The sequence below is a fragment of the Campylobacter sp. RM15925 genome, from assembly GCF_012978775.1.
GTDB lineage: Bacteria > Campylobacterota > Campylobacteria > Campylobacterales > Campylobacteraceae > Campylobacter_A > Campylobacter_A canis.
On sequence record NZ_LIWP01000005.1, the window covers coordinates 107,885 to 130,908 of the forward strand.

Annotated in this window: 23 protein-coding genes; 17 read left to right on the plus strand and 6 right to left on the minus strand. The window is 38.3% G+C overall.

The genetic code is table 11. The features are described 5' to 3' along the window. Nucleotide 1 precedes the first annotated feature (1 nt). The 9 genes from flgK (at nt 2) to CDOM15925_RS04555 (ending at nt 9,933) form a co-directional block, all read left to right on the plus strand. A complete protein-coding gene (gene flgK / locus CDOM15925_RS04515) occupies nt 2-1,858 on the plus strand; it encodes a flagellar hook-associated protein FlgK (protein ID WP_169941529.1) in 1,857 nt (618 codons plus the stop codon). Beyond that, nucleotides 1,855-2,619, plus strand: a complete 765-nt coding sequence (locus tag CDOM15925_RS04520; RefSeq protein WP_169941531.1) for a TIGR02757 family protein — start codon at nt 1,855-1,857, stop codon at nt 2,617-2,619. The genes flgK and CDOM15925_RS04520 overlap by 4 nt, the downstream gene beginning before the upstream one ends. 118 nt (nt 2,620-2,737) lie before the next feature. Beyond that, nucleotides 2,738-3,274, plus strand: a complete 537-nt coding sequence (locus CDOM15925_RS04525) for a superoxide dismutase family protein (protein WP_169941533.1) — start codon at nt 2,738-2,740, stop codon at nt 3,272-3,274. Nucleotides 3,275-3,408: 134 nt separating this feature from the next. Continuing rightward, nucleotides 3,409-4,170 (plus strand): TSUP family transporter, encoded by a 762-nt coding sequence (locus CDOM15925_RS04530; protein WP_169941535.1) that lies wholly within the window; start codon nt 3,409-3,411, stop codon nt 4,168-4,170. Between the two features lie 102 nt (nt 4,171-4,272). Next, a complete protein-coding gene (locus tag CDOM15925_RS04535) occupies nt 4,273-4,953 on the plus strand; it encodes a F0F1 ATP synthase subunit A (protein WP_169941537.1) in 681 nt (226 codons plus the stop codon). Nucleotides 4,954-5,130: 177 nt separating this feature from the next. Continuing rightward, nucleotides 5,131-6,549 carry an Asp-tRNA(Asn)/Glu-tRNA(Gln) amidotransferase subunit GatB gene (gatB, locus tag CDOM15925_RS04540; RefSeq protein WP_169941539.1) on the plus strand — a complete coding sequence of 473 codons (1,419 nt, stop codon included), beginning with the start codon at nt 5,131-5,133 and terminating at the stop codon, nt 6,547-6,549. A 1-nt stretch (nt 6,550) separates the two neighbouring features. Continuing rightward, the gene (locus tag CDOM15925_RS04545; RefSeq protein WP_169941541.1) at nt 6,551-7,447 is read left to right on the plus strand and encodes an NAD(P)H-dependent glycerol-3-phosphate dehydrogenase; all 897 of its coding nucleotides are present in this window, start codon (nt 6,551-6,553) and stop codon (nt 7,445-7,447) included. Continuing rightward, nucleotides 7,444-8,508, plus strand: coding sequence for a glycoside hydrolase family 3 N-terminal domain-containing protein (locus CDOM15925_RS04550; protein WP_249934688.1), 1,065 nt, complete (start codon nt 7,444-7,446; stop codon nt 8,506-8,508). Before CDOM15925_RS04545 ends, CDOM15925_RS04550 begins: the two co-directional genes overlap by 4 nt. 111 nt (nt 8,509-8,619) lie before the next feature. Beyond that, complete coding sequence (locus CDOM15925_RS04555; RefSeq protein WP_169941543.1) at nt 8,620-9,933, plus strand: amidohydrolase; 1,314 nt, start codon at nt 8,620-8,622, stop codon at nt 9,931-9,933. A 236-nt stretch (nt 9,934-10,169) separates the two neighbouring features. Here CDOM15925_RS04555 and CDOM15925_RS04560 read toward each other — a convergent pair whose 3' ends face one another. The 6 genes from CDOM15925_RS04560 to rarD all read right to left on the minus strand — a co-directional run bounded on the left by CDOM15925_RS04560 (nt 10,170) and on the right by rarD (nt 14,752). Continuing rightward, the gene (locus CDOM15925_RS04560; protein ID WP_169941545.1) at nt 10,170-11,450 is read right to left on the minus strand and encodes a dihydroorotase; all 1,281 of its coding nucleotides are present in this window, start codon (nt 11,448-11,450) and stop codon (nt 10,170-10,172) included. Nucleotides 11,451-11,458: 8 nt separating this feature from the next. Continuing rightward, the gene (locus tag CDOM15925_RS04565) at nt 11,459-12,382 is read right to left on the minus strand and encodes an aspartate carbamoyltransferase catalytic subunit (protein WP_169941547.1); all 924 of its coding nucleotides are present in this window, start codon (nt 12,380-12,382) and stop codon (nt 11,459-11,461) included. Between the two features lie 127 nt (nt 12,383-12,509). Next, the gene (locus tag CDOM15925_RS04570) at nt 12,510-13,043 is read right to left on the minus strand and encodes a hypothetical protein (RefSeq protein ID WP_169941549.1); all 534 of its coding nucleotides are present in this window, start codon (nt 13,041-13,043) and stop codon (nt 12,510-12,512) included. Nucleotides 13,044-13,052: 9 nt separating this feature from the next. Next, on the minus strand, nt 13,053-13,217 hold the full coding sequence (locus CDOM15925_RS04575; RefSeq protein ID WP_349644323.1) for a CPCC family cysteine-rich protein: 165 nt from the start codon (nt 13,215-13,217) through the stop codon (nt 13,053-13,055). A gap of 150 nt (nt 13,218-13,367) precedes the next feature. After that, nucleotides 13,368-13,826 carry a hypothetical protein gene (locus tag CDOM15925_RS04580; protein WP_169941551.1) on the minus strand — a complete coding sequence of 153 codons (459 nt, stop codon included), beginning with the start codon at nt 13,824-13,826 and terminating at the stop codon, nt 13,368-13,370. Between the two features lie 38 nt (nt 13,827-13,864). Further along, the gene (gene rarD / locus CDOM15925_RS04585) at nt 13,865-14,752 is read right to left on the minus strand and encodes an EamA family transporter RarD (protein WP_169941552.1); all 888 of its coding nucleotides are present in this window, start codon (nt 14,750-14,752) and stop codon (nt 13,865-13,867) included. Nucleotides 14,753-14,932: 180 nt separating this feature from the next. On the opposite strand from rarD, the gene CDOM15925_RS04590 reads away from it, so the two are divergent. The 8 genes from CDOM15925_RS04590 (at nt 14,933) to CDOM15925_RS04625 (ending at nt 22,921) form a co-directional block, all read left to right on the plus strand. Continuing rightward, nucleotides 14,933-16,273 carry a class II 3-deoxy-7-phosphoheptulonate synthase gene (locus CDOM15925_RS04590; protein WP_169941553.1) on the plus strand — a complete coding sequence of 447 codons (1,341 nt, stop codon included), beginning with the start codon at nt 14,933-14,935 and terminating at the stop codon, nt 16,271-16,273. 153 nt (nt 16,274-16,426) lie between these two features. After that, nucleotides 16,427-17,380: an NAD(P)-binding domain-containing protein gene (locus tag CDOM15925_RS04595; protein WP_169941554.1), complete on the plus strand. Its 954-nt coding sequence runs from the start codon at nt 16,427-16,429 to the stop codon at nt 17,378-17,380. Between the two features lie 2 nt (nt 17,381-17,382). Continuing rightward, nucleotides 17,383-19,335 (plus strand): coiled-coil domain-containing protein, encoded by a 1,953-nt coding sequence (locus tag CDOM15925_RS04600; protein ID WP_169941555.1) that lies wholly within the window; start codon nt 17,383-17,385, stop codon nt 19,333-19,335. Further along, nucleotides 19,332-20,027, plus strand: coding sequence for a tRNA1(Val) (adenine(37)-N6)-methyltransferase (locus CDOM15925_RS04605; RefSeq protein ID WP_169941556.1), 696 nt, complete (start codon nt 19,332-19,334; stop codon nt 20,025-20,027). The genes CDOM15925_RS04600 and CDOM15925_RS04605 overlap by 4 nt, the downstream gene beginning before the upstream one ends. Further along, nucleotides 20,024-20,395 (plus strand): YkgJ family cysteine cluster protein, encoded by a 372-nt coding sequence (locus tag CDOM15925_RS04610; RefSeq protein ID WP_169941617.1) that lies wholly within the window; start codon nt 20,024-20,026, stop codon nt 20,393-20,395. The genes CDOM15925_RS04605 and CDOM15925_RS04610 overlap by 4 nt, the downstream gene beginning before the upstream one ends. Then, complete coding sequence (locus tag CDOM15925_RS04615) at nt 20,371-21,645, plus strand: tetratricopeptide repeat protein (protein ID WP_169941558.1); 1,275 nt, start codon at nt 20,371-20,373, stop codon at nt 21,643-21,645. The genes CDOM15925_RS04610 and CDOM15925_RS04615 overlap by 25 nt, the downstream gene beginning before the upstream one ends. Then, complete coding sequence (gene trpC / locus CDOM15925_RS04620; RefSeq protein ID WP_169941560.1) at nt 21,642-22,427, plus strand: indole-3-glycerol phosphate synthase TrpC; 786 nt, start codon at nt 21,642-21,644, stop codon at nt 22,425-22,427. Before CDOM15925_RS04615 ends, trpC begins: the two co-directional genes overlap by 4 nt. Continuing rightward, the gene (locus CDOM15925_RS04625; protein ID WP_169941562.1) at nt 22,427-22,921 is read left to right on the plus strand and encodes an HIT family protein; all 495 of its coding nucleotides are present in this window, start codon (nt 22,427-22,429) and stop codon (nt 22,919-22,921) included. The genes trpC and CDOM15925_RS04625 overlap by 1 nt, the downstream gene beginning before the upstream one ends. Nucleotides 22,922-23,024 lie beyond the last annotated feature (103 nt).

The following is a 23,024-nucleotide window of genomic DNA, read 5'->3' on the forward strand; positions in this document are numbered from 1 at the left end:
AATGGCTAATATATTTTCTTCGCTAGGAATCGGTATAAGCGGGCTTGATGCGGCTCAGATGCAAATTTCAACTACCGGACACAATATCACAAACGCCGATAACGAGCACTACACAAGACAGCGTGTAATCCAATCCGCAAGAGAGCCTGAGCACGGGATGCCGGGCGATATCGGACGAGGCACCAAAGTAGATACTATAGTAAGAATTCATGACGAATTTGTGTTTTCCCGCCTTAGAAGTTCTTCTAGCAATCTTGAATTTTCAGCATATAAAAAGAGAATTTTAGAAGAGATTACTCAGAGATTTCCTGATCTAAAAAGTGTCGGAATAGGGCGAGATATACAAAACTACTTTGATGCATGGAATAAATTTGCTTCAAATCCTACCGAAGGCTCTCAAAAGATAAATTTGCTAAATGCGGCCGAGACTTTAGCAAAGAGCATTCAAGGCGCATCTGATATGCTGCATAAAATTCAGCAAGATGTAAATTCGCAGATAGAAGTAACGGTAAATGAGATAAACAAATATGCAAAAGAGATAGCCGAGATAAATAAGCAAATTCAGCGCGTGGAGTCAGTAGGCACTACAAGGGCCAATGACCTGCGCGATAAGCGCGATGAGCTTGAGCTTGCGATATCAAAGCTCGTTAATGCAACAGCCTTTAAAGGCGAGCTTCAAGGAAGCGCTTATATCGACCCTACGGTAACTGATATAGGTTCAAAATACAATCTTAATATTTCGGGATTTTCTATAGTGGATGGCGTAAATTTCCATCCGCTTGCGCTTGATAATTCAACCAATAAATTTGACTTTCACAATATCTACTATGAAAGAGAAGACGGCAAACGTGTGGATATGTCCTCTAAGCTTACAGGCGGCAAACTAGGAGCAGCCCTTGATCTAAGAGGCAGATATCTTGGCGAGGGCGGAGAATTTCAAGACGGAATCATTCAAAAATATATAGACAATCTAAACACTTTTGCCAAAGGCTTGATAACCGAGACTAATAACATCTACGCCAAATCGGCCGTAGAAAATATAACAACAGACGAGCTTAGCTTCCTTGAGCCTTCAAGAACGCTTATGAATTTTAACGACGACATAAAGCATGGAAGCTTTGATGTGATAGTTTATAACAACCAAGGTCAAGAGGTGGCCAGAAAAACCATAACCATAGATGCTACTACGACGATGGATGATCCTACTAGAGGCACTTCTATCATCAAAGACTTTAACGCCGATACAGATGATAATAAAGACAATAACATACACAACGACGTAAATGATTATTTTAGGGCTTATTATCAGTATGATCCAGCGACTAAAAAAGGCACATTTGGGGTATCGGCTCTAAGGCACTCGGGCGAATACAGTATAGCGTTTGTGGATAAGGGAACAAATTTCCCGGGCATTATCGGCACAAATAAATTTTTCAATGGAAATAGTGCAAAAGATATCGGCGTAAAAACCGAGCTAGCTGAAAATCCGCATAAACTTAAGGGCTACTCAAATCCGACTCCGGGTAATAATGACGTAGCAAACGATATGGTTCAGCTTCAATATAAAAAGATATATTTTTATTCAAACAAGCATGCAGACAAGATCGAGACCATAGAGGGCTTTTATCGATTTATCACAACCGATATCGCAAGCCAGACTCAGGGCAACAACTACTTGCATGACACAAACCAAGCGATAAATAAAACCGCCATGAGCGAGCATCAATCAGTTAGTGGCGTAAATTTAAACGAAGAGCTAACCTCTCTTATAAGATTTCAGTCAAGCTACGGTGCTGCAGCCAAGATAATAACGACTGTTGAAAAGATGCTTGATACTCTACTAACACTTAAACAATGACGGATTTAAAATCTTTACTTGACGCTCATGCGCTTGAGAAAAATACCGATCTGGGGCTTTACTCAGCCTCGGATCCGCTTCAAGCGGCAAGCAAATTTAAAGAGCCTAGCATAGCCTTAATATGCGCTTTGTTTGCTTACGGCAATGCAAATTTGATCCTTAAATTTCTAAATTCGCTTGACTTTAGCTTGCTTGATGAGAGCGAAAGCAAGATCGTTTCAAATTTGCAAAATTTCAAATACCGATTTCAAAGCGTTGAAGATGTGAGGCAAATTTTTATCACGCTCTCTCGCCTTAAAAAAGACGGTGATATTGAGGCGATTATCAAAAGCGGCTTTGATAAAAACGGGCTTATGGTTGAGGGCATAAACGAGCTTATCAAATTTATTTACTCTTTAAATTCGTATAGATCCGATGGATATGAATTCTTTTTTGGAAAGAGCTTTGAGAACAAACCAAATTCACCATATAAACGCTATAATATGTTTCTTCGTTGGATGGTAAGAGATAGCGATATCGACCTTGGGCTTTTTAAAAATTTGCCTAAAAGCGAGCTTTTAATCCCTCTTGATGTGCATACTCACCGAGTTTCGCTTGCACTAAAGCTGATAAATCGCAAAAGCTATGATTTCACAGCTGTTTGTGAGCTTACAAATAGGCTAAAGGAATTTGATCCGCTTGATCCTATACGCTATGATTTTGCACTTTATAGGATAGGGCAGAGCAAAGAGCTTGATAAAATTTTAGATCCAGAAAAATAATTTAACATATTTAAAACGGCTATTTAACGAAGTTAAAGGAAAAATTAATATTTACTATTAATTTTTATTTACAATGTTTTGATATAGTTACGCATAAATTTTATTTTAAAGGAATTTCATGAAAAAAACTCTTTTACTTAGCGCGTTGCTTGGTACTATGCTATTTGCTCACGAGCATATGCATTTTGACCCTAAAGCTCAAAAACATATCGTTATCCCTATGGAGCAACTTGGTGAAAAAGGCAATACAAACGTAGGTGAAGTTGTAGCTATCGAGACAAACTACGGCGTAGCGTTTTTCCCAAATCTAAAAGGAATCGAGAGCGGTGCTCACGGATTTCACGTTCACATGAATGCAGACTGTGGTGCTACTGAAAAAGGTCTAGGTATGAAAGCCGGCGGTCACTGGGATCCGACAGATACTAAAAAACACTCATTCCCTTGGGATGATATGGGACACAAAGGCGACTTGCCTATCCTTTATTCTGACAAAGACGGTAACGCAGTATATCCTGTACTAGCTCCAAAGATCAAATCGCTTGACGAGCTAAAAGGACACTCACTAATGGTTCACGTTGGCGCAGATAACCACCACGATCATCCAAAACCACTTGGCGGTGGCGGTGCAAGACTAGTTTGCGGCGTTATAAAATAATTTTCTCGGCTCCTTTTTTGGAGCCGCTCTCTTTAAATTTTCTTCCAACTCTTTAAATCACAAAATATCATTAAAATTTAATAAATTTTTTAGTATTATTTTTGCCTGTTTTGAATTTAAATTTAAGAAAAATTATGGAATTTGATCTCTTAGCTTATTTTATATTTTTTGGCGCTGCGTTTTTAGGCGGATTTATAGACTCTATTGCCGGTGGAGGCGGACTTATAACTCTTCCTGCTATCATGGCTATGGGAGTGCCGCCTCATCTTGCACTTGGTACGAACAAGCTTCAAGGATCTTTTGGGAGCTTTACGGCGACTTTAAATTTTACTCGCAAAGGTATGATTGACTATAAAGAAGCGTTTTTAGGCATTATCTTTACTTTTATCGGCGCATGTCTCGGCGCAACTTTAATCCTGTTTTTAAATCCAAATTTCTTAAAAATCGTAATTCCGTTTTTATTAATCGCTATTTTTATCTATACTCTCATCACTCCAAAGATTGGAGATAGCGATAAAAAAGCAAGGATGAATTATAAAATTTTCTATATAGCTTTTGGGCTTTTGCTTGGTTTTTATGACGGTTTTTTCGGACCCGGGGCCGGTTCGTTTTGGACCTTTACTATGGTGGCTTTGATAGGACTTAGTATGAAAAAAGCTGTTGCACACACAAAGCTTTTAAATTTCGTTAGCAATATCGTATCTCTAGGCGTTTTTATCATCGGCGGACAAGTTCTTTGGAAGGTTGGGATATTAATGGGAGTAGGGCAAATTTTAGGCTCTTTCATAGGCTCAAATTTAGTCATCAAAAAAGAGGTTAAATTTATACGAACGATGTTTTTATTTGTGGTTGGAGCCACTATCTTAAAACTTCTTTATGACTATTTCGCTTCTTAAGTTCAAAAATCAAAATAAGTGCTAAAATAGGGCAAAGTTAAAAAACTTTTAACAATAAATTTGCTAAAATCTCAGCAAAATTTATAAATTTAAGGTTAATGCATGAAAGATTTGTTTCTCTTTTCAGGTCTTATTTCACATTCACACTCCTTTACTTATGCGGCGCATTTTTTACTTGTTACGCTTATCATTTTAGTTGTAGCCAAGCTTGCCACTAAAAATATGCAGCTTGTTCCAAGAGGTACCCAGAATGTCGTTGAGGCGTATTTGGAGGGCGTTACAGCTATGGGTAAAGACGTGCTAGGAAGCGAGCAGCTAGCCAGAAAATACCTTCCGCTTGTTGCAACTATAGGTTTTGTAGTATTTTTCTCAAACGCTATCGGTATTATTCCCGGCTTTGAGTCGCCTACATCAAGCCTAAATTTGACACTGACACTTGCTCTTGTCGTGTTTGTTTATTATAACTTTGAAGGCATTAGAAAAAATGGAGTTGTTAAGTATTTTGCGCATTTTATGGGACCTAGCAAGGTTTTAGCGCCACTTATGTTTTTAGTTGAAGTTGTTTCACACCTTTCACGTATAGTTTCTTTATCTTTCCGTCTTTTTGGAAATATCAAGGGTGATGATCTATTTCTTATGGTTATGCTTGCGCTTGCACCTGTCATCGCACCGTTTCCTGCATATGCGCTACTAACGCTTATGGCCGTGCTTCAGACATTTATCTTTATGATGCTTACTTATGTATATCTTGCGGGCGCTATTTTAATAAGCGACGAACATTAAAATTTAATTTTACCGACTGAAACTACGGTCGGTAAAATTTAAAATTTCTCACTATTTTTATCCTCAAATTTCAAATAAAATCGCTGTTTTTAGATAAGTTAAAAGAAATAATTGCTAAAATAACGCTTAAAATTTGCGCTATAAATTCACGGCGTATTCTTAACAAAAAGGTTAATTATGTTTGAAGTCGTAATCGGTCTTGAGGTTCATACTCAGCTTAATACAAAAACGAAAATTTTCTGCTCCTGCTCGACAAGTTTTGGCGATGAGGCAAATACTCATGTCTGTCCCGTTTGTCTAGCGCTTCCCGGAGCATTGCCAGTGCTAAATAAAGAAGCCGTTAGAAAGGCTATAAGCTTTGGCACTGCAGTAAATGCAACTATAAATAAAAAATCGGTTTTTAATAGAAAGAATTACTTTTATCCTGATCTTCCAAAGGCTTATCAAATTTCTCAGTTTGAAGTGCCTATAGTAGAAAATGGCGAGCTTTTTATCGATATAAATGGCGAGAAAAAGCGCATAGGCATCACCAGGGCTCATCTTGAAGAAGATGCCGGCAAAAACATCCACGAAGGAAGCGTTAGCTTTGTCGATCTTAATAGAGCGGGAACTCCTTTACTTGAGATAGTTAGCGAACCTGATTTAAGAAGTAGCGATGAGGCGGTAGCTTACCTTAAAAAGCTTCATTCTATTTTGAGATTTTTAAACATAAGCGATGCAAATATGCAAGAAGGAAGCTTTCGTTGCGATGCAAACGTAAGCATTAGACCAAAGGGCGATACGAAACTTTACACAAGAGTTGAGATTAAAAACTTAAATTCCTTTAAATTTATTCAAAAAGCTATTGATTACGAAGTGCAGCGCCAAAGTATAGCGTGGGAAGATGGCAAATACGATGAGGAAGTTTATCAAGAAACAAGACTTTTTGATACGGTAAATTTGGTTACAAAATCAATGCGCGGTAAAGAAGATAGCGCCGAGTATAGATACTTCCCCGATCCTGATTTATTGCCCGTAGAAATTCCTGAAGATATGTATAATGAGGCGATTAAAATCCCTGAGCTTGCAGAGCAAAAAGTGGCCAGATATATAAAAGATTACGATATCAAAGAAGAGGATGCTAAAAATTTAGTAAGTTCTGCCGAGATGGCAAAGTATTTTGAGGACTTGGTGGGCGCTAACATATCTCCAAAACTCTGCTCCACATGGCTGCTTGTGGAGCTTTTAGGAAGGCTTAAAAACGGCGTTACTATAGAGAACTCTCCTGTAAATAGCGCTAAAATGGCAACTCTTTTAGCCAGAATAGAGGACGGCACTATAAGCGGAAAGGCTGCTAAGGAGATTCTTGATTTTCTTATGGAAAACGATATAAGCGTAGATGATGCGATAGAGAAATTGGGGCTTAAGCAAGTTAGTGATGATGGAGCTATACTTGCGATTATAGATGAAATTTTAAATGCAAACACCGATAAGGTTGCCGAGTATAAAAGCGGTAAAGACAAGCTATTTGGATTTTTTGTCGGTCAGGTTATGAAGGAAGGTAAAGGTGCCTTTAATCCGTCTAAAGTCAATGAGCTACTAAAAACAAAGCTTTGATATGAAAATAGCTGTTTTTGGAGCGGGCAAATGGGGAAGCGCTCTTTTTCATGCGCTTTCTCAGAAAAACGAATGCGTAATAAGCTCTAAAACACCTCGTCAAATTCCAAATTTCGTATCTACCGATGAGGCTTTAAGAGCTGAAATTTTAGTTATGACTATTCCTTCTCAGGTTACGGGCGAGTGGCTTAAGAAAAATTTTAAAAATTACAATCAAAAAATTTTAGTAGCCTCGAAAGGGATAGAAACAAGCAGTTTAAAATTTTTAAACGAAATTTACGAGCAGTACGTCGATAGTGCAAATTTGGCTTTCTTGTCCGGACCCACCTTTTCAAAAGAGGTAGAAAAGAAACTTCCTTGCGCCCTTGTCGTAAATTCTATAAATTTGTCGCTAGCTCAAGAAATTTCAAATCTTTTTCCAAGTTATATCAAGGCATATACATCAGACGATGTTATAGGGGCTGAAATTTGTGGAGCGTATAAAAACGTGATTGCCATAGCAGGTGGAATTTGCGATGGTCTTGGACTGGGAAATAACGCTAGAGCAAGTCTTATCTCAAGAGGGCTTGTCGAGATGGCGAGGTTTGGCAAGTATTTTGGCGCAAGAGACGAGACTTTTTTAGGTTTAAGCGGGGCGGGTGATCTTTTCCTTACAGCTTCAAGCGTCTTGTCGCGTAATTACCGAGTAGGACTCGGACTTGCTAAAAACGAAAGCTTGAATAAAATTTTAAACGATCTAGGCGAAGTTGCCGAGGGTATAGATACCTCTTATGCCATAGAAAAGATTGCTAAAAAAGAGGGAATTTATACTCCTATCGTAAATGAAGTAGTCGCCATGCTTGGCGGGAAAGAGGTTCAAAAGAGCCTTATTGATCTTCTTAGCAGGAAGAAAATTTGAGAATTTTATCGAGGCTGTTTTTTTGCATTGCTATCATGGCTTGCGGTTTGCTTTTTGCAAACGAAAAACCGCCGCTTCGCAAAATGATAGCCCAGATGATAATGGTGGGCTTTAACGGCGCAAATCAAAACGAAGCTAAATCCGCAATATCTGATGCTAAATATCAAAGGTTTGGCGGAGTTATGCTGCTTGGCAAAAATGTCAAAGATAAAGAGAGTCTAAAGTCTTTAACTGTAGCCTTTAAGAATGCTCAAAAAAATATATTTATAGCCATAGACGAAGAGGGCGGAATCGTAACAAGATTTAAGGATAAGGTGGGATTTGAAACCTTTATCTCTGCAAGCGAAGTGGCTAGAAAGCTTGATCTGGAAAGTGCAAAAGAGCTTTACGGTCGTATGGCTACTCAACTAAAAGAGGTCGGCGTAAATTTAAATTTCGCCCCGGTTGTCGATGTATTAGACACGGTATCTCCTATCATAGCTTCCAAAGATAGAGCCTTTAGTAGGGATATAGACGAAGTTTCTTTATATGCGAGTGAATTTTTAGACGCTTTTAGCGAAGTTGGGGTGCTAACTACACTTAAGCATTTTCCGGGACACGGTTCTGCACAAACGGACTCGCATAATGCAAAAACCGTGATAGAAAACTTTAACTATAATGAACTTAAACCTTATTATGATGCGATCAAAAAGAATCAAGCAAGGCTTATAATGGTCTCTCATGTCTATTTAAATCAAGAGGATAATCAAAATCCTTCATCTCTTTCTGAAAAAATTATCCAAAATTTGCTAAGGGAAAATCTGAAATTTGATGGAGTCGTCATAAGTGATGATATGCTTATGGGAGGCTTAAAGGACTTTAGCCTTACTCAAAAAGTTGTAAATTTCATAAATGCGGGCGGAGATATTTTGCTCTTTAGCGACTTTATGATAGGGGAGCGAAAAACCGCCGAATACGTAACGCAGATAATAGTTGATGCGGTAAATCAAAAGAAAATTCCAAAAGAGCGCATAGAGCTATCTTACGAGCGAATCATGAATCTTAAGAGCGAACTTCAATAAATTTTATTCCTTGTCATCCACTTAATTTAACAATATTTTTAGACTTTTAAAATTAAATTTGAGTTATAATCTAAAATTAATATTTAAAATCTGAAATTTAAGGAGTCAAATATGGATAAAATTCAAGCTAAGGTCGAAAATTTAAAAGATGAAATGATAGCGCACAGACGCTTTTATCATTCACATCCTGAGACGGGTTGGTTTACATTTTTTACTACCGCCAGCATAGCTAAGAAGCTAAAAGACTATGGATATAGCCTAAAAATGGGGCGCGAGATAGTAAAGCCCGATGCCAGACAAGGGCTTGGCACTCCTGAAGCTGCGCAAAAGGCTATAGAAAGAGCCAAAAGCTTGCTAAGCAAAGAGGAGCAGGAATTCTTGCCTCTTATGGAGGACGGGCTTACAGGCGTAGTTGCGGATATCGATACGGGTAGGGCAGGCAAGATGACGGCGTTTAGATTTGATATCGACGGCGTGGATGTTACCGAGAGCAAAGATGAGAGCCATAGACCCGTTAAAGAGGGCTTTAGAGCCGATATAGACGGTATTACGCACTCCTGCGGACATGACGGACATATCACGATAGGACTTGCACTTGCAAAGATCATAGCTGAAAATTTAGATGATTTTAACGGCAAATTCAGATTTATATTTCAAACTGCAGAAGAGGGCACGCGCGGTGCTGTAGGCATGGAGCCTATGGGCGTGGTTGATGATGTGGATTATCTGCTTGGCGGACACATCGGGTTTCAAGCTAAAGTAAATGCAGGCATAATTTGTGGCACCAACAAACTTTTGGCGACATCTAAGTTTGACGTTATCTTCACGGGTCGCTCAGCCCACGCCGCAGGAGCTCCTCAAGAAGGAGCTAATGCACTACTTGCAGCTGCCGAGGCTGCTATAAATATGCATGCTATCACGCGTCACGCCGATGGAGTAACTCGTATAAACGTGGGAGTTTTAAAGGCGGGAGAGGGTAGAAACGTCATTGCGCCAAACGGATTTATCGCCTGCGAAACTCGCGGAGAGACTACGGAGCTTAATGAATTTATGTTTAACAAATGTATGGATATTATTAAGGGCGTAAGCATGATTCACGGCGTGGATTACGAGGTAAAGCTTACGGGCGGTACCAGCGGCGGAGATAGTAGCCCTGAGATAACCGAGCTTTATGAGAAAGCAGCAATTCAGTCGCCTTATATAAATAACGATTTGATAGTGAAAGAATTTACTTTTAGCGCATGCGAGGATTTCGCGCATTTTATGCAAAAAGTGCAAAAAAACGGCGGCAAGAGCGGATATCTGATGATAGGCACAAAGCTTGCCGCAGGACATCACAATAGCTGTTTTGACTTTGACGAAAACGCCTTGCTCGCCGGAGTTGATGTGTTTTTACGCTCAACTTATATGCTTAACGGCAAGTAAAATATATTTGCAAGCCTGATAATTTTGGGCTTGCAAATTTTATGAAGGTTAAATTTGCAAATATGCTTTTGGTAAATCAAATTTGTAAATTTAATAAAATAAATTTATTGCGATAAAATTTCAAATATCTCTTATTATCTAATATTTGGATAAATTTATGCAAAATTTGCTTAATGAGTAAAATTTGCAAGCTTAAGCGTTAAATTTGCTTGATTTGTAAATAGCGTGAATGAAATTCACGCTACTACATTAGGAAAGTCAAATACCAATTTGCCGCTTTTTATCGTTTTGATAGCCGCGCCTTTTAATTTCTTATCAATCAACGGAGAGTTTTGAGATTTGGATTTGTTTAAATTTTTATCATAGACGTATTCAAGGTCAGGATCTACGATGACGATGTCCGCCAGCATTCCTTTTGCTATCTTGCCTTTGTTGTTTAGTTTAAGAAGTTTTGCCGGGTTAAAAGATGTCAGCTCAACCATTTTTTTATAGTCGATAAGCCCCTCTCTAACAAGATCTAAAGTCATTGGAATCAGCGTCTGAAGTCCCAAAATTCCAAACGGAGCTTTATCAAATTCTAAAAATTTTTCATCCGTGTGGTGCGGGGCGTGGTCGGTTACTATGACATCCACTAGCCCGTTTGCGATAGCCTCTCTTACGGCTTTTACGTCGCTTGATGTGCGCAAAGGCGGCGACATTTTAAAATTTGTATCATAATTCATCAGCTCGTCTTCGGTATATGTAAAGTGATGCGGCGTAACCTCGCAAGTTACATTTATACCCTCATCTCTAGCTTGCTTGATGAGTTTTAGCGACCACTCCGAGCTAACGTGAGCTATGTGGATGTGTCCGCCCGTTAGCTTTGCAAGAAGCAAGTCGCGAGACACCATAATCTCCTCTTGCTCTCTTGGCATGCCTTTTATGCCTAAAATCGCTGAAACTCGCCCTTCGTTCATATGTCCGCCGCGACACAAAGAGCAGTCTTGCGAGTGGTTTATGACAAATGAGCCAAAATGCTTTGAGTATTCAAGTGCATATCTCATCACGTCACTGCTTGCTACGGGCAAGCCGTCATCGCTGAATGCAACTGCTCCGGCTTCTACCATATCGCCCATCTCTACGACTTTGTTTCCGCCCATACTCTTTGTGATAGCACCTATCGGAAGCAGGTCGATCAGTCCTCTTGCTTTTGCTTTAGCGATCATATCGCGAGTTATTACGGCATTGTCGTTTACGGGATTTGTATTTGCCATCGGCAAGCAGGTTGTTACTCCTCCTGCAACCGCCGTTTCGCTACCTGAGTTTATGTCGTCTTTGTATTCAAGCCCTGGATCTCTAAAATGCACGTGCATATCAATAAGCCCCGGCATCACAAGCTTTCCCGCGGCATCTATGATGCTATCTGTCTTTGGTTCGTCTGTCGTTATATCGGCTATGATTTCGCCGTCTATCAGGATATTTGCCTTAAAAATTTCATCGGAATTTACTATGGTTGCGTTTTTTATTAAAGTAGTCATATCTTGCCTTATTTGTTTGAGATTAAAGTATGAAGTATTGCCATTCTTACGGCAACTCCGTTTTCGACCTGATTTAATACGTGAGAGTATCTAGGATCATCCGCAACGTCTGAATTTATCTCTACGCCTCTATTTATAGGCCCTGGGTGAAGTATCATGACCCCATCTTTGGCAAATTTCATCTTTGAGGCAGTGAGCCCGAAAAATTTAGAATACTCTCTTACCGAAGGAAACGCCACTTCATCATCTTGGCGTTCAAGCTGGATCCTAAGCATGATGATTACATCGGTATCTTCAAGCGCTTCTTGCATGCTTTTGCAAATCCTGCAGCCAAAAGCCTCCATTCCCGTTAGCATCATAGGCGGACCAAACAGCTTAACTTTGATACCGAGAGTTTGCATTGCGTAGATGTTTGAACGAGCCACGCGGCTATGAAAGATATCGCCGATTATCGCTACGGTTAAATTTTCTAAATTTCCTCTGTGCTCAAGGATAGTAAATAGATCAAGCAGGGCTTGGCTTGGGTGTTCGTTTAGCCCGTCGCCGGCATTTACTACGTGAGCGTCGGTGTTTGCAGCTACAAATTTCGCAGCGCCTGAGCTATAGTGTCTAACCACCACGATATCGGTTTTCATCGCGACTATGTTGTTTATGGTGTCAATCAGCGTTTCGCCTTTTTTGGTGCTGCTTTGAGAGGCGCTAAAGTTTATGGCGTCTGCTCCAAGGCGCTTTGCCGCTATTTCAAAGCTGGTTCTTGTGCGCGTGGAGTTTTCAAAAAACGCATTTACCGTTGTTTTTCCGTAGAGGGATTTTGCTTTTTTGATTTCGGAGTTGTTTAGTTCTTTAAATTCTTTGGCTAAATTTAAGAAGTGGTAAATCTCATCTTTGCTTAAATTTGAAGTTGTTACGAGGTCTTTTTTGGTGTAGCTCATCAAATTTCCTTGAAGTTATTAGGATAGGAGTTAATCCAAAAACGCTATATTATTATTTTTTTACTTAACATTCTATATATTTTCAAATAACGATTTTAAGCGACTGAAATTTTACCGCTTTAAAATTCTAGCTTCCGCTTGCTTGTTTAAACCCCTGTCCTTCTACAACAAAAATCTTTGATTCATCGTATTTGGCATACTCCTCATCGTATTCATGATCCCAGATTATCTCAGGAGCATATTTATCATACCAGAATAAATTATCCTTATCAAAGTCTTCTTCCGTCATTTTTTGCCTAAGATAATCTATCATATCCTCTATAGGAATATCCCATGCTATCTCATCTCCGAATTTCATCTTTACTACTCTTGTTGGAGTATTGTATCTTTTCTTTTCATTTTCCCATAGATAAGAAGGAGGTTCTAGTATGGCTTTTCCATCCTCTAGAATTCTTTGAAGGGCAGTTAGATATATCTCTCTAAACTCATCATCTGTAATTTCACTATGATCTTTAAGTCTGTAAAATAGTCTAAATACCCAAAGGCTATGAAGCATATCTATCCATCCTCCATAAACCTCGGTATATATTAGACCCATCTGATCTTTGGTGTACATTTTAGAAGTTAAATTTATCTTTCCGTTAAAGAGTTTAGCGTTCATGATATTCTTTTAATTTATCTCATCATCCATAGGCTCTCTTGCATTTATAGAGCCTAGCTTGCTTGAAGCTTTGTCAAATTGCCAATGGCAAACAGGAAATATATCAACACAAAAGACGTCATTCGCATTTATATATTTCATAGTTAAATATCCGCAGCAAGGACATCTAATCACAATAATCCTTTTTTTTGATAAATTTATATTTCAATACGATATTTTAATATACATTATCAAAAAATATCTTTAAGATGAAAGCGGATATCATCTTAAAGATATTAAAGTAGAGCTTTTCAGTATTTTTAAATTATTTAATTTTTGCAGTAGTTAATTTTGAAGCTTTGCAAACTCCGCACTTAGTCTATCTCTTATCTCATCGCTCACACGTTCGCCGTCTTTGAAATTTGCCTCAACGAGCTCGTCAAGTCTGTTTAGCACTTCAAACAGTTCGCTCTCCCATTTGTCGGGATTTCGTGCGGTATTCATAGTTTCTATGAAGGTTAGTTTCTTGCTCATCTCGCTAAGACTCTCTAAAAAACTATCTTTTAGCTCGGCGTCTTTTAGCATATCGTCGTAAAGCGCGATATTTTTAAGCTCTCTTAGTTCGCTGTTTATGAGTTCGCAGAAGTCTTTGTATTTTTGCACTGAAATTTGCCTTAAATTTTCAGGAGAGTTGTTTGCAAGTGTGCCGTTTTGATCGATATTTTTAGTTATTTTTTGAATTTGCATATATATTATTGCCGCAACTGCAAGCGAAACTACTATCGTCATGGTAAAAATATCCATAAATTTCCTTTTTGCTTAAATTTCAAAGGCGATTATACTCAAATTTGCTTTTTCTTTTTGTAAATTCCATCTATGCTAACCACTCCAAGAGCTATCCAAATAAGCACAAACGAGCTTATTTTAGCCGTGTTTATCGGTTCGTTATAGACAAAGACCGCGATTAGAAGTTGAAGTGAGGGCGAGATATACTGCATATAGCCGATGGTGCTTAAATTTATTCTTAAGGCGGCCGAGTTAAAGAGTAAAAGCGGTATAACCGTAAGCGGTCCGCAAAGCGTGATAAAAAGCCCAAACCACGAAAAATCAAAGTGATTTTGCCCGCTCTTTGCTATGAAAAACAGCGCCGCAATAGCAATAGGCATAACCATCGTAGTCTCTACGAAAAGTCCTTCTAAAGATGGAATTTTGATACGCTTTCTAACAAGCGAATAGATAGCAAACGAAAGAGGCAGGATAATCGAGATAAAAGGCAGTCCGCCCACATCGTAAATTTGGATTGATATAGCTATAAAAACGATAAATATCGCAAATTTGCCCGCGTTTGAAATTTTCTCTTTTAAAACTATCACACCAAGAAGCATGGTTATGAGAGGATTTATGAAGTATCCAAGGCTTGCATCCACAATCTTATCTATGCTAACCGCATAGATATAAATCGACCAGTTAAGGGCGATTAAAACTCCGCTGGTAAAGAGTAAAAACGCGGTTTTTTTGTTTGTAAAAAACTTTTTTGCGGCAGAGAGTTTTTTGCTAAATTTAAGTAGGATATACAAAAACAGCACCGACCAGATGATACGGTGAGCGACTATCTCGGCAAATCCCAGCTCATAAAGCTGCTTGAAATATATCGGAAAAAGCCCCCAAAGTATAAAGGCGCTAAGACCGTATATCATACCCGCTTTTGTTTCATTTTCGTAGTTTTTCATCGGAATTCTTTTTTTGAGGCTATTTTATTTAATAAATTTTTAATCACAGCTTAGTTAAATTTTGAAACACTTATAAAAATTTGTTACTTAAATTCACAAATTTACTCTTTGAGTTTAATTTTATGTGTATTAAAAGTTCTTTTTGGTTAAAATCTGAGTTATTTTTTAAAAAGGTATGAGATGAATTGGACTAAAAGCTCGTGGAGAAATTTAAACATCTTGCAGCAACCCGTTTATCCTAATTTAGATGAGTTAAAAAGCGTGGAAAACAAGCTTGCTTCGCTTCCTCCGCTTGTCTTTGCGGGTGAGGTGAGGAATCTTAAAAAGGCGCTTAAGGATGTTACCGAAGGCAAGTCGTTTTTGCTTCAGGGCGGAGATTGTGCGGAGAGCTTTTTAAATTTTAACGCGAACAATATAAGAGATATGTTTAAAGTCATGCTTCAAATGGCGATAGTTCTTACCTTTGCCGGGCGTTGTCCCGTAGTTAAGGTCGGTCGCGTGGCAGGGCAGTTTGCAAAACCTAGAAGTAGCGACTACGAAGAGGTCGGAGGCGCAAAACTGCCTAGTTACCGAGGTGATATCATAAACGGCTTTGAATTTAACGAAGCTGCGCGCGTGCCCGATCCAAAAAGAATGATAGAGGCTTATTATCAATCAGCCTCGACAATGAACCTTCTTCGTGCGTTTTCAAGAGGCGGTTTGGCTGATTTGCATGAGGTGCATAGATGGAATTTGGGCTTTATCAAAAAGCCTGAGCTTGGCAAAAAATACGATGAATTGGTTGAAAAGCTTAGTCAAACGCTTGCGTTTATGGAAGCTTGCGGTATAACTTCTCAAAATACTCCGACCATAAATCAAACCGTAGTTTATACCTCTCACGAGGCTTTGTTGCTTCCTTACGAAGAGGCTTTAACTCGCGAAGATAGTCTTACGGGAGATTGGTATGACTGCTCGGCTCACATGCTTTGGATAGGCGAGAGAACTCGCGGAATTAATGATGCGCACGTGCATTTTTTAAGCGGAGTTCATAACCCGATCGGAGTTAAGATAGGACCTAGCGTAACTAGCGAGGATGTGATAAGGCTGGCCGGCAAACTAAATCCGAATAACGAAGCGGGCAGGCTAAATATCATCGTCAGAATGGGAGCTGAAAAGATAGAAGATAAGCTTCCTGAAATTTTACGCGGAGTGAAAAAAGAAGGGCTTAACATCCTTTATAGTATCGATCCGATGCACGGAAACACCGTAAAATCATCAAACAACTATAAAACTCGCGAATTTCATAAAATTTTATCCGAGGTTAGGAGCTTTTTTGAAATTCACAAAGCCGAAGGCACTTACGCTGGAGGCGTGCATTTAGAGATGACGGGACAAGACGTAACCGAGTGTGTCGGAGGCGCGTTTAATATAACCGAAAAGAGCCTTGAAAATCGCTACGAAACGCAGTGCGATCCGCGCTTAAACGCAGATCAGGCTCTTGAGCTTGCCTTTTTGATAGCTGATTTTGTAAAGAAAAACTAAAAAATCAAGAGTTAAAATAGTATTAAAAAGCTGTTTTAACTCTTTAAATTTAAATTCTAATAAAAACTCTCATAAAATATAGGCAAATTTCTTCATTTTTAATACAAATTTTGCTAAATTATCAATAAAAATTATTAGATAACGGAGAAAAGTATGAGATGTGTTTACGATCTTGTGGTGATAGGCGGCGGTCCTTGCGGTATTGCCGCGGTTGTAGAGGCTAAAGCTAACGGTTTTAGAAATGTTTTATTATTAGAAAAAGGCGATAACCATAGCCAAACCATTCGTAAATTTTACAAAGACAACAAGCGTGTCGATAAGAGTTATAAGGGGCAAGATAGCACGATTCACGGAATTGTGGCTTTTGATGACGGAACAAAAGAGAGCACGCTTGATTATTTTGATAGGCTTTTGGACAATGACGAGATAGATACCGCATTTAACTCCGAGGTTGAAAGCGTGAAAAAAGAAGACGGAGTGTTTCATATCACGACCGCTTCGGTGGGATACGGCGCTAAAAATGTGATGATATCCATAGGCAAAATGGGGCGTCCGAATAAGCCTGATTATAAAATTCCCCCTTCGCTAAATTCGGTTGTAAATTTTAATCTAAATTCATGCTCTAACAATGAAAAGATAATCGTTGTAGGCGGTGGAAATTCGGCCGCCGAATACGCCGTAGAGCTTAGCGAAGCAAACGACGTGACGCTCAATTACCGCAAAGATAAATTTACAAGACTAAATGATATAAATGAAAGCGCGGTTATGGAGCTTGCAAACGCTAAAAAGCTAAAATTAAAACTTGGCGTAGATATAAAAGAGCTTGAAAACGAATCAGGCAAGATAAAGGTAAATTTCACGGATGATACTAGCGAAATTTACGACCGAATCATTTACGCTATAGGCGGCTCAACTCCTGTTGATTTCTTGCAAAAGTGCGGCGTAGAGCTTGATGAGGATAAAGATCCGATTGTAGATGAGAACTATCAAAGCACCATAAAAGGGCTTTATATAGGCGGAGATATCGTGCTTAAAAACGGCGGCTCGATTGTTTTAGCGCTAAATCATGCGCATAAAGTTATACAAAGCATTAAAAACAGTAGGTAGAGTTGAAGCAGTCTTTTTTAAATTCGCTATCTTTTTTTATACTCGGTGCGCTTGTCACTACAAGCGGGTATTTTTTGTATCTAAATTTGCAAAAAAATTCCGCTTCTAAAATTAGCGAACAAAAAGAGGTGGTGATAAAGGTTCATAGTTTTGAGGAGCTTCCAAAGGATGAGCAGGCTAAATATGTAAGAAAAGATGAGCTTGCAAATTCAAAAGATAGCAGAAGACTTATAGATCAATATGCCCAAGAGATCGATGATCTTGAAAAAGAGCTAAGAGATGCTCAGATGCAAAGTATGCAAAATTCAAGAATAGCCGCAACTCGCATAACCGAACTTCAAAATGAAGTCGATAGCCTAAAAGAACAGCTTGGCAGAGCTGATACCAACACTACGGCAGTTAGCGATAAGCCTATTGCCTCAAAGAGTGAATTTGAGCGTATAAGAGCAAATTTACAAGCCGAGATAAAAGGTGTAAAGGCTGAAATTTCAAAGCTGAAAGATGAAAACGGCAAGCTAAAAGATACTATTAATCTTAAAGAGTCCGAGCTTAAAAGAGTTGTTAGCGAGCAAGAAGCGGCTGTTTTAAAAGCTAAGAATTTAAACCAAGACGAGCTTAACAAGCTTAAATCGGACTTGGAAGCTAAAAAAGATGATTTTGAAAAGATTATAAAACAAAAAGACGATGAAATTTTAGCTATCAAAAAAGATGCCGACTCGGCTAATGAGAAGCTAAAAAAGCTCTCGGGCGATTATCAAGAAAAAACCAATGATACAAACGATAGGCTAAGAAAAATAAGCGAAGAAAATGCTAAATTTAAAGCTCAAAACGATGAGTTAAATTCTCAAATGGAAAATGTAAAAGCAAAATTTGAAAAGGAAAAATCAAATCTTGAAAAAGATATTTTAAGCATGTCTTCTCTTTATAAAAACGAGGTTGAGAGGCTAAAGATGGAGCTTGAAAGAAGCGTTAGCGAAAGCTCTGCCTTAAAAAACGAACTTGAAGCTACCGTAAAAGACTTAAGCGAGCAGAATATAAAAAAATCCGAGCAGCTTGAAGCCGATGAATCAAATATAACTTATCTTAAAGAGCAGCTTAGAGAAACTAGCGAACGGCTTGAAGAGGAAATTTTAAACAATAAAAAAGACATTAAAAACTATAAAATCTTAAACGATAAGATAACTTTACTGATCCAAAGCAATATCCAAATCGATAAAGATGCCAAAGAGCAGGTAGCAAACGCCCAAAAAGCTATGCAAGAGTATAAAAAAATATCTGATGAATTTGATGAAAAGATAGCTAAAAAAGATTCTCAGATCAAAGAGCTAAGTGATAAATTTGAAGAGTTTAAGCAAAATTCTAAATCTCAAACAGATGCTAAAAACGAAGAAAATGCAAATCTTATCAAAGAGGCCAAAGAGCTAAAAAATTTAGCCGCGATAGGTAAAAATCACGTAGCTATAAAAAACGAGCTTGAACAGACAAAAAAACAGATCGCGCAGGTTCTTGAAGATAGCGAGTATCTAAGTAACGAAAATGAAAATTTAAGAAAGATAATACAGCTGAATTTTAAGAGTGAAGTGCCTAAAAAAGTCGTATTTATAGCTTCGGTGGAGTGCGATGATATGGGTGTGGGATCTGATAAGCCTACCATAACTTGCATAAATAAAGTTACCGAGTTTTTGCAAAAATATAATTCAAATTATTATTTTGAGATAACTCCTATAGTAAGTCAGGGAAATTTTATCGCAACCTCCAAGATTGCCAAGCTTGTACCTAAAAATGAGCTTGAGCGCATAAATACCTACGCAAATTTCGGCATAGGAAGAGAGCGTGCAAAAACCGCAGGCAACCTTATACGAGATGAATTTGGAGATTTTTCTCGCATATCTTATAGCAGCGAGATCATCACTTCTTCCACAAAGCAAGGCTTTGTCATCAAGGTTTATAGATGAAAATCATCCAACCAAGAGTAGGCTACAGATACAACAGCGATACGATGATGCTTTACGGCTTTATCTGTGAGGAAGGCTTAAAAGGTAGCGTGCTTGAGGTCGGATGCGGATGTGGAGTGCTTGGACTGCTTCTTAAGCGCGATTTTGAAGCTATTGATCTTGATATGCTTGATATGCAAGAGGTAAATATAAAAATTGCCAAACAAAACGCCGATGAAAACGTCTTAAAAGCTAGCTTCATAACGGCTGATTTTACTAATTTTGAGTGCCAGAAGAGATATGATTTTGTTATTTCAAACCCGCCTTACTATCACGACGGAGCTAAGAAGAGTGAAAACGAGCATATCAAAATAAGTAGATATAGCGAATTTTTGCCTCTTGAAAAGCTTATAAAATCGGTAAATTCGATTATGAAGCCAAGCGGAGTTTTTGTGTTTTGTTATGATGCTAAGCGGCTTAGTGAAATTTTAACTCTTTTAAAAATGTATAAATTTAACCCGACCCGCATAAAATTTGTCCATCCAAAAGCAAACAAAGAGGCAAGTTTGGTTATTATAGAAGCTAAAAAAAATTCAAAAGCTTTAGTTAAAATTTTACCGCCGATATTTATTCTTGAAGGTGAAAGATATACAAAAGAAGCAAGTGAAATTTTTACTCGCGCAGGCACTTTTAGTCAAAGTTGCGAGATATGATTCGCCAAAGCGGCTTTGAGTATGAATTCGACTTTACAAAGTGCGATGAATGCGGAGGTAAGTGCTGCACGGGAGAAAGCGGCTATATATGGATAAATAGCTCGGAGATAGAAGCCCTTGCGGGATTTTTGGATTTAAGCGTAGAGGAATTTAAGGATAAATTTTTAGAAAAACACGGATATAAATTCAGTATCAAAGAAAAAATTTATAAAGACGGCTTTGCCTGCGTCTTTTTTGATGAGGTTAAGCAAAACTGTTCTGTTTATGAATTTCGCCCAAAACAGTGCGTAAGTTTTCCGTTTTGGGATTATTTTAAGACTCATTTTGAGGAATTGGAGGGAGAATGTATAGGAATAAGGCGTTTGTAAGAGTTGTGCTTGCGCTATTTATCTCTTGCTTTTGCTTTGCAAATGAGAAGATAAAGATAGATGAAAATCTTTATATATTAGAGGCTTTAATGGCTGTTGATAACGCTAAACATGACGAGGCGATGGCTATTTACAAGAAGCTTTATGAGGAGACTAAAAAGCCCGCTTATCTAAAAGAAGCGCTTAAATTTGCATTTTTTACTAATAGTGCGGAATTTGATAGCATTATGCAGCTTGCGGAGAAAAATTTAAAAGACGACACCGACTTTCTTCGCATAAAAGGTGCAAGTCTTATGAATACAAATAGGCTTGATGAGGCTAGAAAAGTGCTGGAAAGCCTTGTAAAAAAAGAGAGCAAACCTCGCAACCACATAATGCTAGGTACTATCTTGTCAATGCAAAATAACAACGAAGAGGCGCTAGAGCAGTTTAAAATCGTATATGAAAAAGACAAAAGCGATGAAAATTTGCTTAGAATGGTAGAATTTCTTTACAACAAAATAGGCAAAAAAGAAGAGGCGCTAAGCTATCTTGAAACATCAAGGCGCATTAACGGCTGTAGCGTACATGTATGTCTAACGCTTATTGATTTATATATGCAAACGGGCAAGATAAACGATACTGTAGAAATTTACGAGGATCTTTACAAGACTACTAAGGAGAAAGAGTATCTTAACAAAGCCGTAGGCGTGTTTGCTTATCAAAAAAACTATGAGGGTGCGGCTAAATTTTTGCAAAAATACAACCATAATGATAATTTGCTAATGGAAATGTGGGCGATAATGGGTGAGTATGACAAGGCTTACAATAAGGCTAAAGAGCTTTTTGATAAAAGCTTTAACCTTGACTATCAAGCCAAAATGGCTATATATCAGTATGAAAGAGATGCTAAAAATTTAAGCAAAGAGAGCTTAAAAGAGATTATTCATAACTTTGAAAAATCAGCCATTAAGCTTGATGATCCGATATATTTAAACTACTACGGATACTTGCTTATAGATCACGATGTGGATGTTAAAAAAGGTGTAGAGCTGGTTGAAAAAGCTTTGATTAAAGAGCCAAATTCGGTATATTATCTTGACTCTCTTGCGTGGGGACTTTATAAGCTAGGAGAGTGCAAAAGAGCCGATGAGGTTATGAGTAAAACACTGCATGATGATGAATTCGTAAATTCAACCGAAGCAAAAGAGCATATAAGACTTATCAAGGAGTGCTTAAGTAAAAACCAAGCGCAAAAGGATGCGAAGTGATACTTGATGAGATCATAAGACGCACCAAAGAGGATCTAAAGGAAAAAAAGTCCAAATATCCCGAGGAGTGGCTTGGAAGAAGCCTTGCTTACAATCCTTATGTGCCCAGAGATGTCTTACCCACTCTTAAATCAGACGAGAAAGATCCTTTTAAAATAATCGCCGAAGTGAAAAAAGCAAGCCCCAGCAAAGGCATTATAAGAGAGGAATTTGAGCCTATTTTTATAGCTAAGGATTATGAAAGCGGCGGAGCAAACGCGATATCGGTTTTAACCGAGCCTCATTATTTCAGAGGAAATTTGGAATTTATAACTCAAATTCGTAGGTATGTAAGCGTGCCGTTGCTTAGAAAAGATTTCATAATCGATAAATACCAAATTTTAGAAGCTCTTGTTTATGGAGCCGATTTTATTCTGCTTATAGCAAAGGCATTGAGTTTAAAAGAGCTAAAAGAACTTCTTGAATACGCTCATCATTTAGGGCTTGAAGTGCTTGTCGAGGCTCACGATAAGGAAGATATCACGAAGTCTATACTTGCAGGAGCTAATATCATAGGTATAAATCATAGAAATTTGCAAAGTTTTGAGATGGATATGAGTTTGTGCGAAAGCCTTGTGCCGCTTATACCTAAGTCAAAAATAATAGTAGCCGAAAGCGGACTTTATGAGCATAGCCAGCTTGAGAATTTAAACAAAATCGGTGTTGATGCCTTTTTGATAGGCGAGCATTTTATGCGCAAGAGCGATCTTGCAAAAGCCGTAAAAGATATAAAGGAGGGATGATGGAGCATCTTTGTGCGCCTTGGAGAAGCGAGTATTTTAATACAAAAAGCGCTGAATGCGTATTTTGTGAGGTTATCAATCATCCTGAAAACGATGATAAGACAGGTGTTTTGTTTCGCGCCAAGCACTGCTTTGGTATTATGAATTTATACCCTTATAGCCCTGGTCATTTTATGGTCATACCTTACGCTCATGTCGATAAGATCGAGGACTTGGATGAAAAGACGTGGCTTGAGATGAGCCTTTTTGTAAGAGAGGGCGTTGCGATTTTAAAGCGTGAGTTAAGAGCAACTGGCGTAAATATCGGTATGAATTTGGGCAAAGCCGCAGGTGCGGGAATTGCCGAGCACGTGCATTATCATTTGGTGCCTCGCTGGGAGAGGGATACGAATTTTATCACGACGATTGCCGATTTGAGAGTAAATGGAGTTCCTTTTCATCCGCTTTTTGAAAAGTTAAAAAAAGCTTTTGACGAAATTTTAAGTTTGCGTTAGCCAAATTTTTACTTTTTTGTGTTCCAAATTTTAAAATTTTGAGAGAATTTTCATTAAAATAGCTATATTTCATATTTAATAAATATTTTTTTGAGTAAAATAA

What these genes read in the sequence shown, in the direction of transcription:
- flgK (WP_169941529.1), top strand. Translation starts at nt 2, where the DNA reads ATGGCTAATATATTTTCTTCGCTAGGAATCGGTATAAGCGGGCTTGAT.
- CDOM15925_RS04520 (WP_169941531.1), top strand. Translation starts at nt 1,855, where the DNA reads ATGACGGATTTAAAATCTTTACTTGACGCTCATGCGCTTGAGAAAAAT.
- CDOM15925_RS04525 (WP_169941533.1), top strand. Translation starts at nt 2,738, where the DNA reads ATGAAAAAAACTCTTTTACTTAGCGCGTTGCTTGGTACTATGCTATTT.
- CDOM15925_RS04530 (WP_169941535.1), top strand. Translation starts at nt 3,409, where the DNA reads ATGGAATTTGATCTCTTAGCTTATTTTATATTTTTTGGCGCTGCGTTT.
- CDOM15925_RS04535 (WP_169941537.1), top strand. Translation starts at nt 4,273, where the DNA reads ATGAAAGATTTGTTTCTCTTTTCAGGTCTTATTTCACATTCACACTCC.
- gatB (WP_169941539.1), top strand. Translation starts at nt 5,131, where the DNA reads ATGTTTGAAGTCGTAATCGGTCTTGAGGTTCATACTCAGCTTAATACA.
- CDOM15925_RS04545 (WP_169941541.1), top strand. Translation starts at nt 6,551, where the DNA reads ATGAAAATAGCTGTTTTTGGAGCGGGCAAATGGGGAAGCGCTCTTTTT.
- CDOM15925_RS04555 (WP_169941543.1), top strand. Translation starts at nt 8,620, where the DNA reads ATGGATAAAATTCAAGCTAAGGTCGAAAATTTAAAAGATGAAATGATA.
- CDOM15925_RS04560 (WP_169941545.1), bottom strand. Translation starts at nt 11,450, where the DNA reads ATGACTACTTTAATAAAAAACGCAACCATAGTAAATTCCGATGAAATT.
- CDOM15925_RS04565 (WP_169941547.1), bottom strand. Translation starts at nt 12,382, where the DNA reads ATGAGCTACACCAAAAAAGACCTCGTAACAACTTCAAATTTAAGCAAA.
- CDOM15925_RS04570 (WP_169941549.1), bottom strand. Translation starts at nt 13,043, where the DNA reads ATGAACGCTAAACTCTTTAACGGAAAGATAAATTTAACTTCTAAAATG.
- CDOM15925_RS04580 (WP_169941551.1), bottom strand. Translation starts at nt 13,826, where the DNA reads ATGGATATTTTTACCATGACGATAGTAGTTTCGCTTGCAGTTGCGGCA.
- rarD (WP_169941552.1), bottom strand. Translation starts at nt 14,752, where the DNA reads ATGAAAAACTACGAAAATGAAACAAAAGCGGGTATGATATACGGTCTT.
- CDOM15925_RS04590 (WP_169941553.1), top strand. Translation starts at nt 14,933, where the DNA reads ATGAATTGGACTAAAAGCTCGTGGAGAAATTTAAACATCTTGCAGCAA.
- CDOM15925_RS04595 (WP_169941554.1), top strand. Translation starts at nt 16,427, where the DNA reads ATGAGATGTGTTTACGATCTTGTGGTGATAGGCGGCGGTCCTTGCGGT.
- CDOM15925_RS04605 (WP_169941556.1), top strand. Translation starts at nt 19,332, where the DNA reads ATGAAAATCATCCAACCAAGAGTAGGCTACAGATACAACAGCGATACG.
- CDOM15925_RS04610 (WP_169941617.1), top strand. Translation starts at nt 20,024, where the DNA reads ATGATTCGCCAAAGCGGCTTTGAGTATGAATTCGACTTTACAAAGTGC.
- CDOM15925_RS04615 (WP_169941558.1), top strand. Translation starts at nt 20,371, where the DNA reads ATGTATAGGAATAAGGCGTTTGTAAGAGTTGTGCTTGCGCTATTTATC.
- CDOM15925_RS04625 (WP_169941562.1), top strand. Translation starts at nt 22,427, where the DNA reads ATGGAGCATCTTTGTGCGCCTTGGAGAAGCGAGTATTTTAATACAAAA.